This window comes from Corynebacterium sp. SCR221107 (assembly GCF_027886475.1).
GTDB lineage: Bacteria > Actinomycetota > Actinomycetes > Mycobacteriales > Mycobacteriaceae > Corynebacterium.
In genome coordinates this window covers 2,222,103-2,236,204 of sequence record NZ_CP115670.1, presented here as the reverse complement: position 1 = coordinate 2,236,204, position 14,102 = coordinate 2,222,103, and the positions used below count along the sequence as shown (strand labels likewise).

13 protein-coding genes are annotated in these 14,102 nt (G+C 63.4%); all 13 read left to right on the top strand.

Going from position 1 to position 14,102, the window contains the following annotated elements; translation table 11 throughout:
• Positions 1 to 17: 17 nt before the first annotated feature.
• The 13 genes from PAB09_RS09630 to recO all read left to right on the top strand — a co-directional run bounded on the left by PAB09_RS09630 (position 18) and on the right by recO (position 14,078).
• Positions 18 to 1,847, top strand: a complete 1,830-nt coding sequence (locus tag PAB09_RS09630) for an AMP-dependent synthetase/ligase (RefSeq protein WP_271033457.1) — start codon at positions 18 to 20, stop codon at positions 1,845 to 1,847.
• Positions 1,848 to 1,977: 130 nt separating this feature from the next.
• On the top strand, positions 1,978 to 2,664 hold the full coding sequence (locus tag PAB09_RS09625; protein ID WP_271033456.1) for a hypothetical protein: 687 nt from the start codon (positions 1,978 to 1,980) through the stop codon (positions 2,662 to 2,664).
• Positions 2,664 to 3,839 carry a radical SAM family heme chaperone HemW gene (hemW, locus tag PAB09_RS09620; RefSeq protein WP_271033455.1) on the top strand — a complete coding sequence of 392 codons (1,176 nt, stop codon included), beginning with the start codon at positions 2,664 to 2,666 and terminating at the stop codon, positions 3,837 to 3,839. The genes PAB09_RS09625 and hemW overlap by 1 nt, the downstream gene beginning before the upstream one ends.
• A gap of 124 nt (positions 3,840 to 3,963) precedes the next feature.
• The gene (gene hrcA, locus PAB09_RS09615; RefSeq protein ID WP_271033454.1) at positions 3,964 to 4,998 is read left to right on the top strand and encodes a heat-inducible transcriptional repressor HrcA; all 1,035 of its coding nucleotides are present in this window, start codon (positions 3,964 to 3,966) and stop codon (positions 4,996 to 4,998) included.
• 331 nt (positions 4,999 to 5,329) lie between these two features.
• The gene (gene dnaJ / locus PAB09_RS09610) at positions 5,330 to 6,454 is read left to right on the top strand and encodes a molecular chaperone DnaJ (protein WP_271033453.1); all 1,125 of its coding nucleotides are present in this window, start codon (positions 5,330 to 5,332) and stop codon (positions 6,452 to 6,454) included.
• A 51-nt stretch (positions 6,455 to 6,505) separates the two neighbouring features.
• Positions 6,506 to 7,264 carry a 16S rRNA (uracil(1498)-N(3))-methyltransferase gene (locus PAB09_RS09605; protein ID WP_271033452.1) on the top strand — a complete coding sequence of 253 codons (759 nt, stop codon included), beginning with the start codon at positions 6,506 to 6,508 and terminating at the stop codon, positions 7,262 to 7,264.
• Positions 7,265 to 7,404: 140 nt separating this feature from the next.
• A complete protein-coding gene (locus PAB09_RS09600) occupies positions 7,405 to 8,409 on the top strand; it encodes a PhoH family protein (RefSeq protein ID WP_271033451.1) in 1,005 nt (334 codons plus the stop codon).
• A 60-nt stretch (positions 8,410 to 8,469) separates the two neighbouring features.
• Positions 8,470 to 9,036 (top strand): rRNA maturation RNase YbeY, encoded by a 567-nt coding sequence (gene ybeY, locus PAB09_RS09595; RefSeq protein ID WP_271033450.1) that lies wholly within the window; start codon positions 8,470 to 8,472, stop codon positions 9,034 to 9,036.
• Positions 9,033 to 10,355 (top strand): hemolysin family protein, encoded by a 1,323-nt coding sequence (locus tag PAB09_RS09590; protein ID WP_271033449.1) that lies wholly within the window; start codon positions 9,033 to 9,035, stop codon positions 10,353 to 10,355. The genes ybeY and PAB09_RS09590 overlap by 4 nt, the downstream gene beginning before the upstream one ends.
• Positions 10,356 to 10,438: 83 nt before the next feature.
• Positions 10,439 to 11,290: a pyridoxal kinase PdxY gene (gene pdxY, locus PAB09_RS09585; RefSeq protein ID WP_271033448.1), complete on the top strand. Its 852-nt coding sequence runs from the start codon at positions 10,439 to 10,441 to the stop codon at positions 11,288 to 11,290.
• 105 nt (positions 11,291 to 11,395) lie between these two features.
• Positions 11,396 to 12,331 carry an NAD-dependent epimerase/dehydratase family protein gene (locus tag PAB09_RS09580; RefSeq protein WP_271033447.1) on the top strand — a complete coding sequence of 312 codons (936 nt, stop codon included), beginning with the start codon at positions 11,396 to 11,398 and terminating at the stop codon, positions 12,329 to 12,331.
• A gap of 75 nt (positions 12,332 to 12,406) precedes the next feature.
• Positions 12,407 to 13,324, top strand: a complete 918-nt coding sequence (era, locus tag PAB09_RS09575) for a GTPase Era (RefSeq protein WP_271035364.1) — start codon at positions 12,407 to 12,409, stop codon at positions 13,322 to 13,324.
• A gap of 1 nt (position 13,325) precedes the next feature.
• On the top strand, positions 13,326 to 14,078 hold the full coding sequence (gene recO, locus PAB09_RS09570) for a DNA repair protein RecO (protein WP_271033446.1): 753 nt from the start codon (positions 13,326 to 13,328) through the stop codon (positions 14,076 to 14,078).
• Positions 14,079 to 14,102: the final 24 nt, after the last annotated feature.

The window sequence follows — 14,102 nt, the reverse complement described above, 5'->3', positions numbered from 1 at the left end:
AAGGAGTTTTGATGACCATGCAGGAAGTAACCACCGAGCCGCTGTACACGGTGGGAGAAAAAGACACCTGTCTGACCGCCCTGCTGCACCAGGCAGCCATTCGCCCCTACGGCGTATTGTTTACCCGCCCAAAGAACTATGAGTGGGTCAACGTCACCGCCAAGGAATTTGTTGACGAGGTCTTCGAGGTAGCCAAGGGCTTCATCAACGCCGGCGTGCAGCAAGGCGATCGCATCGCGCTGCTGTCCGAGACCCGCTACGAGTGGTCCCTGCTCGACTTCGCCATCTGGGCGGCCGGTGCGGTTAGCGTGCCGATCTACGGCTCGTCCTCGCTGCGTCAGATCGAGTGGATCATCGAGGACTCCGGCGCCGTTTTCGCCATCACCGAGACCCGCGACCACACCGACCTGATGAAGCACCTCGTGCTGAGGGAGGACGGCACCCCGCAGCTGCACGGATCCACCTCCAAGCTGCGCCGCATCCTCGAGATCAACTCCTCGGCCATCGAGACGCTGAAGTTCGAAGGCCGCGGCATTAGCGATGCCGCCGTCCACGAGCGCATCGAGGCCACCCGCTCCGCTGACCTGGCCTCCCTGGTGTATACCTCCGGCACCACCGGCCGCCCCAAGGGCTGCCGCCTGACCCACGCCAACTGGTACGCCGAGGCCCAGGCCGTGATCACCCACCCGATTGGTGCCATCGCCGTGCCCGGCAACCGCGTGCTGACCTTCCTGCCGCTGGCGCACGTGTTCTCGCGCGCGGTCTCGCTGGCGATCGTCATCTCCGGTGCCACCCAGTCGCACTGGTCGGACTTCTCCTCGCTGTCGGTGGAATTCCAGCGCGCCCGCCCGAACCTCATCCTGGGCGTGCCGCGCGTGTTCGAGAAGGTGCGCAACGGCGCCGCCGCCAACGCGCACGAGTCCGGTCCGGTCCGCGAGGCAGCGTTCAAGCGTGCGGAGAAGGTCGCCATCGAGTACTCCCGCGCGCTCGATACCGCCGAAGGCCCCTCGCGCGCGCTAAAGCTCAAGCACAAGGCCTACGACAAGTTGGTTTACTCCAAGATCCGCGCCGCCATGGGCGATTCGGTCCATTACGCCATCTCCGGCGGCTCGGCGATCAGCCCCGAGCTCATGCACTTCTTCCGCGGCGTGGGCACCCCGGTCTACGAAGGCTACGGCCTTACCGAAACCACTGCGGCAGCGGCGGTGGACTTCGAACCCCAGAGGATCGGCACCGTGGGCCGGCCCGTGGGCGGTGATTCCTTCCGCATCAACGACGACGGTGAGATCCTGGTCAAGGGGCTCACGGTCTTCGACGGCTACTGGAACAACCCCGAGGCCACGGAGAAGGCCTTCCAGGACGGCTGGTTTAACACCGGCGACCTCGGCGAGATCCTCGACTCCGGCCACCTGGTGATCACCGGCCGCAAGAAGGATCTCATCGTCACCGCCGGCGGCAAGAACGTCTCCCCGGGGCCGATGGAAGACGCGCTGCGCTCGCACCCGATGATCAGCCAGGCCATGGTGGTCGGCGACGGCAAGCCCTTCATCGGCCTGCTGTTGACCCTGGACGAGGACGCGCTCAAGCGCTGGAAGCTTACCCACAACATCCCGGAGTCGCGCACCGTGCGCGAGATGGCCGCGGATCCGGTGCTGCGCGCCGAAATTCAGGACGCCGTCAATGCCGTCAACGCCACCGTGTCGCATGCCGAGGCGATTAAGAAGTTCTACATCCTCGACCGCGACCTGACCGAGGAAGCCGATGAGCTTACCCCGACGATGAAGGTCAAGCGCAACGTCGTGGCGCTGCGCTACGCGGAAGAAATCGCACAGATCTACAAGCGCTAAGACACGAATTTCTCTTCCACCGGCGCGCCCTCATTTCAGGGCGCGCCGTTTGCTCTAAAGTGGGCAATCGTCACAAGAGGAATGCACAGGAATCGCGCCTGGACGATCATGCACAAAGGGAGGGGCTTACGTGCTCGTCAACGATGCCAAGCTGCGGCACCGACAGCTCACCCAAGAGATCTTTAACATCGGTGATGAGGTGGCCACCTACATCGAAAACCTCGCCGAGGCCGTCGCCGACTGGGACTCCGAGCTCGTCGAGGACTGCCTCGCGGAGTTCGAGGAGATCATCGACGATGCGCGCCGGGACGCCCGCGCCGTGTGCTCCGAGCTCGCCGGACTGCGCCAGGCGCTGGTGTCCGGGGTGGCCTCGGGAACGGTGGCCGCGCCTGCCGGGTCGAAGGAGACCCCGCGCCCGGTGTTGATCACCACCTCCAACCTGCGTGAGCGTTTTCCCATCTCGCGCACCCCGGTGATGGTGGGCGAGCTGACCCAGGCTTTGGAGGCCCGCACCGAGCTCATCCGGGAATACCTGGCCCATGTGGTCGAGTGGGAGCTCTCGGAGACCGAGCGTGCTGCCCGCGACCTCAACGCCCTCAACCTCCCGCTTATGTATGCGCGCACCAAGGAGGCCATCACGCAGGCGGCGCAGGCGTGGCTGGATTCGGTGGCGCACGAGCACCCCGGTTTTTGCCGCACGATGCGCGGGGCGCATCCGCCACAGTTTTTGAATGAGCGCGCCCGCGTGGACGCGGTGGTGGCACGGGTGCGGGAGAAGTTGCGCGCGAAGCAGTCGGCAGGTGCGGACGCCTCCTGATGACTTTCTCGGTGTATATCCACGTCCCGTTTTGCGCCTCGCGTTGCGGGTATTGCGACTTTAATACCTACACTCCGGCGGAGCTGTCCTTGCCGGCTTCACCCACCGTGGCACAGGCGGCACCGAACCCGGCAAGCCCCGCAGCCTATCTGGATGCTCTGGAAAAAGAACTGGAGCTGGCCGCCGCCTCGCGGGCCAGCCAGGGCGATACCCGGCCGGCGGAAACCGTGTTCATCGGCGGCGGCACGCCCTCGATGATCGGTGCGGACGGGCTCGCCCGCGTCCTTCGCGCGATCCAAAACACCACGGGGATCGCCCCCGGTGCGGAGGTGACCACCGAGGCCAATCCGGAGTCCACGAGCCCGGAGTTTTTCGAGGCTTTAGCCCGCGCGGGGTTTACCCGCGTCTCGCTCGGGATGCAGTCGGCGTCGGCAAGCGTGCTCAAGGTGCTTGAACGCGCGCACACGCCCGGGCGTGCCTTCGACGCGGCGCGTCAGGCGGGGCAATTTTTCGAGCACGTCAATCTGGACATGATCTACGGCACTCCCACCGAAACCGATGACGACGTGCGCCTGACCTTGGAAAAGGTACTAGAAACCGGTGTGGATCACGTCAGCGCCTACTCGCTGATCGTCGAGGACGGCACCCGCATGGCGCGCAAGGTGCGCACCGGTGAATTGCCCGCACCCGAGGAAGACGTCTACGCCGATCGCTATTGGATGATCGACGCCGCACTCCGCGAGGCCGGTTTCGATTGGTACGAGGTCTCCAACTGGGCGCGCCCGGGCGGGCAGTGCGAGCATAACCTGCGCTATTGGCGCGACGCCGACTGGTGGGGCGCGGGACCTGGCGCGCATTCCCACCTGGGCGAGCGCCGCTTCTTTAACGTCAAGCACCCGGCAACCTATACCAAGACCATCGCCACCGGGGTGTTGCCGATCAAGGACACCGAGACCTTAAGCGCGGATCAGCGCCACGAGGAAAAGCTCATGCTGGGCCTGCGCCTGAAAGAGGGCGTCGACGAAGCCGTGCTTTCCCCGCGCGAGCGCGCCGTTTCGTTGAGGCTTTCTCGTCTTGGCCTTGTGCGCCAGGCGCACGGTCGTATTATGCTTGCCGACGATAAGAGGCTGCTTGCCGACGGCATCATCGCCGACATTCTCTTCGACCCTGAATAGGCACGTGTGCCGGGTGCGCTATGGTGGGCACCGAGGCGAGCAAGCAACAGCCCCTCGCCGCGATGGCCACGAGCTGCAAGGCGGTCGTAGGTTTTGAGCCGGGGGCAGAAGGGAAGGAGCGGACATGTCCGGGGCAACGCATGAGCGCAGGCAGGAAGTGCTGCGCGCGATCGTGGCGGATTATATTTCCCTGCAGGAGCCGGTCGGATCCAAGGCGCTTCTCGAGCGGCACAAGCTCAACGTTTCCTCGGCGACCATCCGCAATGACATGGCGGCCTTAGAGGCCGGCGGCTACATCGTCAGCCAGCATGCAAGCTCCGGGCGCATCCCCACCCAGAAGGCCTACCGGCTGTTCGTGGACTCCCTCGACGAGGTCAAGCCGCTCTCGGTGGCCGAGCGCACCGCCATCTTGAAGTTCCTCGAGGGCGGGGTGGACCTCGAGGACGTGTTGCGCCGCAGCGTGCAGCTGTTGTCCCAGCTCACCCGGCAGGCGGCGGTGGTGCAGCTGCCCAATCTCAAGGTCAGCCGGGTCAAGCACTGCGAGGTGGTGCTGCTATCCCCGGTGCGCCTGTTGCTGGTGCTGATTACCGACAACGGGCGCGTTGACCAGCGCAACGTGGAACTCGACCAGGTCTGCGAGCCCGAGCAGGTGGGCAGGCTCAAGGAGGTGCTCAATCGGGCACTCGACGGCAAGACCTTACCCGACGCCTCGGTGGCGCTCGCGGAATTGGCCGACCCCGCCCACTCCGGCATTGCCGTGGATGCGGACATCCAGGGTCACGTGCTGCGCTGCGCCACGGTGCTCATCGAGACCTTGGTGGAACAGCCCAACGATCGCCTCATCTTGGCTGGGGCGTCGAATCTCTCGAGGGTGGCCAAGGACTTGCCCACCTTGCTCGAGGCGCTCGAAGAGCAGGTGGTGGTGCTCAAGCTGCTGGCCAACGTGCAGGATTTGGGGCATGTGAGCGTGCTCATCGGCGAGGAATCCGGCGACGATCAGCTCTCCCAGGCCTCGGTGGTGGCCACCGGCTATGGCTCGCAGGGGGCAACCCTGGGCGGGCTGGGAGTGGTGGGGCCTACCTATTTGGACTATTCGGGAACAATGTCGAAGGTCTTAGCCGTTGCACAATACGTTGGCCGGGTATTAGGTGGGCAGTAGCACGCGGTCACTGGAGCAATGGGGTCTAGGCGCAAAAAGACACAGTGCATGCACCATGTGACTCCGCAGCTTCGGCATAAAAAGCGGCCCACCTATCCACGCGACACACGCTTCACCCATGGTGCCCAGTCCCTTTGCGACCGGAGGGGAGCCCGCATGGCATTGATTGTGCCGTCAATTGCGGTCAGTGTGGGGCAAGGGGCTATCATGGGATTCTTAGCACTCACGGTCGCCGTCTGCTAACGGTGCCGGATATGCCCCTAAACCGGCACGCGTGACCAAGTACCACAAGTACCAGCGGAAGAGAATCGAAGGAAGAAAGTAGCACATCGTGGCTCGTGACTATTACGGAATCTTGGGCGTAGACAGGGACGCCTCCGACAACGAGATTAAGAAGGCCTACCGCAGGCTCGCCCGCAAGTACCACCCGGACGTCAATGACTCCGAGGAAGCGGCGGAGAAGTTTAGCGAGATCTCGATCGCCCAGGAGGTCCTGCTGGATCCGGACAAGCGCCGCATCGTCGACGCCGGCGGCGACCCCATGGCTCAGGGCGGCGGGACCCCCGGTGGCGGGTTTAGCGGTGGCTTCGGCGACATCTTCGATGCCTTCTTCGGCGGCGGTGGCACCCAAGGCCCGCGTTCGCGCGTGCAGCCGGGCTCGGATGCGCTGCTGCGCATCCGCATTAGCCTCGAGGATGCCTTCAGCGGCGTGACCAAGGATGTCACCATCGACACCGCGATCATCTGCGATGTCTGCACCGGTACCGGATCGAAGTCTAACGGCAAGCCGGTGACCTGTAGCGTGTGCAACGGCTCCGGCCACATCCAGCAGATTCAGCGCTCCTTCTTGGGCAACGTGATGACCACCACCACCTGCCGCACCTGCGAGGGCACCGGCGAGGTCATCCCGGATCCCTGCGAGAAGTGTGGCGGCGACGGCCGCATCCCGGCCCGCCGCGACCTCAAGGTCAAGATCCCGGCCGGCATTAACGACGGGATGCGCATCCGCATGGCAGGCCAGGGCGAGGTCGGCCACGGCGGTGGGCCGGCCGGCGATCTCTACGTGGAAGTGACTGTCGACCGCCACCCGGTCTTCATCCGTGAGGGCGATGACCTGCACTTTAACGTCGAGGTTCCGATGGTTGATGCCGCCTTGGGCGTGGACTTCGACGTCGAGGCGCTCGACGGGGAGACCATTACCGTCACCGTCCCGGAGGGCACCCAGCCGGGCGCGGCCATTCGGGTGGAGGACAAGGGCATGCCGCGGCTGCGCAGCGAGGGACAGGGTGACCTGTACGCCCATGTCGAGGTGGGTGTTCCCACCAACCTCAGCGACAAGCAGCGCGAGCTCTTAGAAAAGCTACGCGAGCACGGCGGGGAGACCACCGGCGTGCGCCGCGAAGACGATCACGGAGAGGGCCTGTTCGGCCGCATCCGCAACCGCTTCCGCCGCTAGTGTTAACTAGCCCCCATCCCCTAGCCGATCTTCGAAGGTAGTAGCGCCACCATGTCCTTGCCCGTATTCCTCGCCGACTATGACGCCGTGTTGCGCGGGCAGTTTCCCGAGCTTGCGGGTCCAGGCCAGCGCATGCGCATCACCGGTCCTGAGGCCAAGCACGCGGTCGCGGTGGTGCGCCTGAAGGAAGGCGATGAGCTCATCGTGGCCAACGGCCACGGCCAGCGCGCCCACGCCCGGGTAGTTGCCACCGGCGGGAAGGACAGCCTCGAGGTGGAGGTCATCGACCGCGTGGACGAGCCTGTGCCGGAGGTAACGGTGACGGTGGCGCAGGCGCTGCCGAAGTCCGAGCGCTCCGAGCTGGCGGTGGACTTGCTCACCCAGGCTGGCGCCGATGCCATCTATGCGTGGGAGGCTAGCCGGTGCGTGGCCAAGTGGCAGGGCGCCAAGCGGGAAAAGGGGATCAGCAAGTGGCGTCAGGCGGCTATTGCCGCGGCCAAGCAGTCCCGGCGATCCCGCGTGCCGGAGATCACAGGGCCGGTGTCCACCGCGGAGCTGGCCGAGCGTTTAGCCGAATTTGATCATGTGCTGGTTTTGCACGAAGAGGCCGCCACCCCCATGCGCGAGGTGGAACTCGACGGGAAGATCTGTGTGATCATCGGCCCGGAAGGCGGGCTCAGTGAGCAGGAAGTGGCCACCTTCCAGCGCCTCGGGGCGCGCGCGGTCAAGCTCGGCCCGGAGGTGCTGCGCACCGCGTCGGCAGGCATGGTGGCCTTGGCCGCCATCGGCGTGCGCACGAACCGCTGGTAGGCCTTAAGATAGCTGTTGAGAAAATAACTTCACAGGACTTGCACCAACGCGCCACCTCCCAAGCGGTGGCGGCACGCGTGGGGTACACAGTGAGCGCTTCGCTTAGAACGTGTGCCCGCACATTTTTTTAGAAAGCAGTGATGAACATAACCAGCCGCACCGTCGAACTTGACCCGCTGTATTCCCAGACCGTCTTGGGGATCAATGACGAAAACCTCAAGGTGCTTGACAACCTCCTCGATTGTGACATCTTCGTCCGTGGCACCCTGGTCACCCTCACCGGCGCGGACCACGAGGTAGCACGTGCGGTCAAGGTGCTCAAGGAGCTGCAGTCGATCGCGCGGCGCGGTCACGTCATCTCCCCGGACTCCGTCAAGCATGCGGTAGGCATGGTGACGGTGGAGGCGCCGATGTCGGTGGCCGCGGCCTTGGGCGGGGACATCATCCGCCGAAAGGGCAAGGCGGTGCGCCCGAAGACCTACGGCCAGCGCGAGTACGTCGACGCGATCGACGAGAACACCATCACCTTCGGGCTGGGTCCTGCCGGCTCGGGCAAGACCTACCTGGCCATGGCCAAGGCCGTCCAAGCCCTACAGTCCAAGCAGGTCAGCCGCATCATCTTGACCCGCCCCGCGGTGGAGGCGGGCGAGAAGCTGGGATTCTTGCCGGGCACGCTCAACGACAAGATCGACCCCTACCTGCGCCCGCTGCACGATGCGCTGCGCGACATGGTTGATCCCGAGATCATCCCGAAGCTGATGGAGGCGGGCATCGTGGAGGTTGCCCCTCTGGCATACATGCGCGGCCGCACCCTCAACGACGCCTTCGTGATCTTGGACGAGGCCCAAAACACCACCCCGGCGCAGATGAAGATGTTCTTGACCCGCCTGGGCTTCGGCTCGAAGATGGTGGTCACCGGCGATATCACCCAGGTGGATCTGCCCGGTGGGCAAAAGTCCGGCCTGCGGTTGGTGCGCCAGATCCTGCGCGGGGTGGAGGGGGTTCACTTCGCCGAGCTGTCGAGCGAGGACGTGGTGCGCCACCAGCTGGTCGGCCGCATCGTGGAGGCCTATGACGAATACGAGGAAGACGTTGAGCGCCGCCGCGAGCAGCGGGCGATGGATCTCAACCTCAACAACGTCTAGTAAGCATGATTGTTTCTAGATCCACACAGCGTTATTGAAGGGTTATTGAAGGGAACCGCAATGAGCATTGAAGTGGTCAACGAGTCCGGCTATGACGGCGTCAACGAGGAAGAACTGATTGACGTCGCCAGCTTCGTGCTCGGCGAGATGGACATCAACCCGGACGCGGAGTTGACGATCTCCATCGTGGACGTGGACACGATGAGCGATCTGCACGTGCGCTGGATGGACCTGGAAGGCCCCACCGACGTGATGAGCTTTCCCATGGACGAGCTCACCCCGGGCACGGGGCGCCCGGATGCCCCGGCGCCTGGCCCTGCGATGCTCGGCGACATCATCTTGTGCCCGGAGTTTGCTGACAAGCAGGCCGCGAAGGCAGGCCACGACTTAGGCCACGAGCTGGCCTTGTTGACCACCCATGGGTGCTTGCACCTATTGGGCTATGACCATATCGAGCCCAAGGACGAGCAGGAGATGTTCGCCCTGCAAAACGAGCTGCTGCGCGATTGGTACGCCGACTGTGAGAAACGCGGCGTGAGCTACCAGCCGAAGCCCACCGGCCCGGGTGCGTTCCCCTCGGCGGCCGAGCGCGCCGAGCTGGACAAGCTGGTTGAGGGCGAAAGTTGAGCCCCGTCATAGCCACCGTGGTCATCGCCGCGGCCTTGTTATTGTCCGGCCTGTTTGGCACAGTGGAGGCGGCGGTGAGTTCCATCTCGCGGGCGCGAGTGGAAAACATGGTCAAGGAGGAAGAAAAGCCCGCCGCGAAGACCTTGCTGCGCGTACTTGACCGCCGCGCCGAGCACATCAACCCTCTGGTGCTGGTGCGGACGTTGCTGGATGTCACCGCGGCCGTGTATGCCGGCGTGCTCGCCTATTCGCTTATCGACGACCATGCGCTCGCACTGGCCGCGGCGATCTTGGGCGTTGCGCTTATCACCTACACCGTCATCGGCGTCTTCTCCCGCACGGTGGGGCGCAAGAACCCGTATACGATCTCGCTGAGCTCCGCCTTCTGGCTGTCGGCCTTTGCGAAGGTGTTGGGCCCGATTTCGAAGCTGCTCATCCGCATCGGCAACATCATCGCCCCCGGGCCGGGCTTTGCCGACGGCCCCTATTCCACCGAGGTGGAGCTTAGGGAAATGGTCGACATCGCCCAGGAACACGGCGTGGTGGAGATCGAGGAGCGCCGCATGATCCAGTCGGTCTTCGACCTCGCCTCGACTACCGCGCGCTCGGTCATGGTGCCGCGCCCGGAGATGGTGTGGATCGAGTCCGGCAAGACGGCGGGCCAGGCCACCAGCTTGTGCGTGCGCTCTGGTCATTCCCGCATCCCCGTGATCGGCGAGACCGTCGACGACGTGGTGGGCATCGTCTACCTCAAGGATTTGGTGCAGCGCACCTATTACGCAACCGACGGCGGCCGCAGCGTGACGGTGGACGAGGTCATGCGCCCGGCCACTTTCGTCCCGGACTCGAAGAACTTGGACGCGCTCTTGCACGAGATGCAGACCGACCGCAACCACATCGCCATGCTTGTCGACGAATACGGCGGCATCGCAGGCCTGATCTCCATCGAGGACATCCTCGAGGAAATCGTGGGCGAGATCGCCGACGAGTACGACGAGCGCGAGGTCGCCCCAATCGAGCAAATAGACGAGTCCTCCTACCGCGTGGTCTCGCGTCTAAGCCTCGATGACCTGGTGGAGCGCATTGCCGACGACCACGGCGTCGACATCGAATTCGAGGAGGAGGTCAGCGACCAGGTTGATACCGTCGGCGGGCTCATCGCCTACGTGATGGGGCGCGTTCCCCTGCCCGGCACCGAGGTGGAGATTGCCGGCCTCACGCTGCGCGCTGAGGGCGGCCGGGATCGGCGCGGGCGCATCCGGGTGGGCAGCGTGGTGGTCACGCTCAATGGCACCGCGCCCGCGGGTGATCAATCCTAGGGGTTGGTTCCGGATACCTATCGCAATGTCCTATTCGGGGGTCTAGTTAAGGAACTCGCGCGCTCATAGCGCACAATATGTGCATGAACATTCTCTCCATCCAGTCTCATGTCACCTATGGACACGTTGGAAACTCCGCGGCGGTATTTCCGCTGCAGCGCATCGGCCACGAAGTATGGCCCGTTCACACCGTGAACTTCTCCAACCACACCGGCTACGGCCAGTGGGGTGGACAACTGATCCCTGCCGATCAGGTTCGCGACGTCATTGCTGGGGTTGAGGCCCGCGGCGCGCTGCCAAAAATCGATGCCATCTTGTCCGGTTACCAGGGCGGTTCGGACATCGCCGATGTGATCATTGAGACCGTTGAGAAGGTCAAGGTCGCCAACCCGAAGGCAGTGTACGCCTGCGACCCGGTGATGGGTAACGCCAAGTCCGGCTGCTTCGTCTCCGACCTCATCCCACCGCTGCTGCGTGACCGCGTGGTCCCGGTGGCCGATATCATCACCCCGAACCAGTTTGAGCTGGGCTATTTGACCGGCGTGGAATGCCAGGACATTCCGAGTACGCTCAAGGCCGCTGAGGCCGCCCGGAAGATGGGGCCGAGCACGGTGTTGGTGACCTCCGTGCTGCGCGCGGATCGCCCGGAAAACACGGTGGAGATGATCGCCGTCAACGATGAGGGCGCCTGGATCGTGCAGACCCCGTTCCTGGATTTCAAGCGCAACGGATCCGGCGATGTGACCGCCGCGCTGTTTACCGGCCACTACATCCGCGACCTCGACGCCGCCAACGCGCTCGCGCACACCGCCTCCAGCGTCTTCGCCGTCATCGACAACACCTTCAAAGCCGATTCCCGCGAGCTGCTTGTGGTGGAATCTCAGGAGGCCTTCGCGCACCCGACGCTGGAGTTTGCGGTAGAAAAGATTGCCTAAGCAGCCTAACCTTTTTGATTAACCTCATGGCAGAGCAAAAACTGTTGTGGCTTGGGGTTGAACTTTTTTCAGTTGCCCTTCAATTGTCGAGAGAGAGTATTTTTCATGCATGCATTGGTTACCGGCGGCGCCGGCTTTATCGGATCCAACCTCGTCGACCTCTTGGTAGACAAGGGACATTCGGTAACCGTGCTCGATGATCTCTCCTCCGGCAGCTTGGACAACCTCGCCCAGGCCCTTGACTCAGGCAAGGTTGACTTCGTGGAGGCAGATATCACCACCGCGGATCTGGACGCGATCGTGGCAGCATCCAAGCCAGAGGTGATTTTCCATCTCGCCGCACAAATAGACGTGCGCAAGTCAGTGGCGGATCCTGTTCATGACGCTGAGGTCAATATCGTGGCCACCATCAGGCTTGCCGAGGCAGCCCGAAAAAACGGCGTGCGTCGCATCGTCCACACTTCTTCTGGTGGATCTATCTACGGCGTGCCGGAGGACTTCCCAGTATCCGAGCAGATTCCGGTTGATCCGCACTCGCCATACGCAGCCTCGAAGATGGCTGGCGAGATCTATCTCAACACCTTCCGCCACCTCTACGGCCTCGAGTGCAGCTTCATCGCGCCGTCGAACGTGTACGGTCCGCGCCAAAACCCCCACGGTGAGGCCGGGGTGGTGGCGATCTTCTCGGAGAACCTCCTGCACGGCAAGCCCACCAAGGTATTCGGCGGCGGCACTAACACCCGCGACTACGTCTACGTCGGCGACGTCGTGCGCGCCTTCTACCTTGCCTCGGGTGAGAAGGGCAACGGCATGCGCTTTAACATCGGCACCTCCGTGGAGACCTCCGACCGGGAGCTGCATACTTTGGTGGCACGTTACGCCAAGGCCGCAGACAACCCGGAGTTTGCCCCAGCGCGTCTCGGTGACGTGCCGCGCTCTGCTTTGACCTTCGACCGGGCGCGTGAGGTTTTGGGCTGGACCCCTGAGGTCACGGTGGAAGAAGGCGTGGCCAAGACGGTGGAGTTCTTCCGCAACAAGTAAGGCGGGCTAAGATTGGGGAAACTAGGTCTGCCTGCACACAGGCAGCGATCGTCTCACCCAAGATTGGAGTAGGTGTTGTCTTACACCGAAACCCCCGAAGGCTTCCGCTCTGGATTCATTTCCTTTGTCGGACGCCCCAACACTGGCAAATCCACACTCACCAACGCGCTCGTTGGCCAAAAGATCGCCATCACCGCCGATCAGCCGGAAACCACGCGCCATCCTATCCGGGGCATCGTGCACCGTCCGGATGCCCAGATCATCGTGGTTGACACCCCCGGCCTGCACCGACCGCGCACGCTGTTAGGCGAGCGGCTCAATGAGGTCGTCAAAGACACCTACGCGGACATGGACCTCATCGGCATCACCATCCCGGCCGACGAGAAAATCGGCCCCGGTGACCGCTGGATCCTCGACGCGGTGAAGAAGGTGTCACCAAAGACCCCAATTCTCGGCATCGTGACCAAGGTGGACAAGGCCTCGCGCGACCAGGTGGCAGCACAGCTGATGGCACTGCACGAGCTCTTAGGCGGGGAGTCCGAGGTCGTTCCGGTTTCCGCGGTGACCGGGGAGCAGCGTGATGTTTTGCTTGATGTGATCGTCTCCCAGCTTCCGGAGGGGCCAAAGTTCTACCCAGATGATCACCTCACCGACGACGACACAGAAACCCGCATGGCCGAGCTCATCCGTGAGGCGGCGTTGAAGGGGCTCAAGGATGAGCTGCCCCACTCGGTGGCCGTCCAAATTGATGAGATTCTGCCCAACGAAGAGCGCGAGGGGGTTCTCGACGTCCATGCCGTCATCTATGTCGAACGCCCGGGTCAAAAATCAATCCTCATCGGCAAGGACGGTCGCCGCCTGGGGCGCATCATCCACAACGCCCGCCCCGGCCTGATCGAGCTATTAGGGCAGAATGTGTACTTGGACCTGCGTATTAAGGTATTGAAGAACTGGCAGTCCGATCCCAAGCAGCTCGGGCGGTTGGGCTTCTAGTGTGGCCAGGGAATCCATCTTCGAACGCGCCCTAGTCGTAAGAAGCTACGACTTCGGAGAGGCCGACCGCATCGTGGTCTTACTCACCCGCGGTAGGGGACTGATCCGAGGCGTGGCCAAAGGCGTGCGTCGGGGCAAAAGCCGCTTTGGGTCGCGGCTTGAGCCTTTTGTGGAAATAGACGTCACCTTGTACCCGGGGCGCAACCTCGCCAGCATCGCGAAGGTGGAGACCATCAACTTCTTCGCCTCCGGTATCATCGATGACTTTGAACGCTACGCCTGTGCCTCCGCTGTCATGGAGGTCGTAGAAAAGCTCAGCACCGCCACCGAGGAGGAAGCACTCTATGACCTCACCGTCGATGCGCTCTCGAGGCTCCGGATCGACCCGCAGCCGCAGATCGTCATGGACACGTATTTTCTCCAGGCTCTCGAGCTGGCCGGCTGGGCTCCCAGCTTCTTCGCCTGCGCGCAGTGTGGGCAGGCAGGCCCCCATCATGCTTACCACGCGGCAGCAGGGGGCGCGGTATGTGTGCATTGTCGCCCACCGGGGGCAGTGGAGGTTGATCCGGAGGTCTTGCACCTAGCGTGGTTATGGCAGCACGGAGGGGATACCAGCGCCATCGCCACACCACAGCGGGTGGCGATGGCGCACAAGCTTGTGCGTTCCTTTGTTCAGTGGCAGTTGGAAAAGAAGCTCGCCAGTCTCAATGTGCTCAATCAGGCGACGAGATCGGGGAGAATGGCGTCGTTTTAGGCAACTAATGGCACAATGAAATCT

Excerpts from the sequence above, each read along its gene's own strand:
- hrcA (WP_271033454.1), top strand. The coding sequence starts at position 3,964 with ATGTCCGGGGCAACGCATGAGCGCAGGCAGGAAGTGCTGCGCGCGATC.
- PAB09_RS09580 (WP_271033447.1), top strand. The coding sequence starts at position 11,396 with ATGCATGCATTGGTTACCGGCGGCGCCGGCTTTATCGGATCCAACCTC.
- pdxY (WP_271033448.1), top strand. The coding sequence starts at position 10,439 with ATGAACATTCTCTCCATCCAGTCTCATGTCACCTATGGACACGTTGGA.
- ybeY (WP_271033450.1), top strand. The coding sequence starts at position 8,470 with ATGAGCATTGAAGTGGTCAACGAGTCCGGCTATGACGGCGTCAACGAG.
- PAB09_RS09605 (WP_271033452.1), top strand. The coding sequence starts at position 6,506 with ATGTCCTTGCCCGTATTCCTCGCCGACTATGACGCCGTGTTGCGCGGG.
- PAB09_RS09630 (WP_271033457.1), top strand. The coding sequence starts at position 18 with ATGCAGGAAGTAACCACCGAGCCGCTGTACACGGTGGGAGAAAAAGAC.
- PAB09_RS09600 (WP_271033451.1), top strand. The coding sequence starts at position 7,405 with ATGAACATAACCAGCCGCACCGTCGAACTTGACCCGCTGTATTCCCAG.
- hemW (WP_271033455.1), top strand. The coding sequence starts at position 2,664 with ATGACTTTCTCGGTGTATATCCACGTCCCGTTTTGCGCCTCGCGTTGC.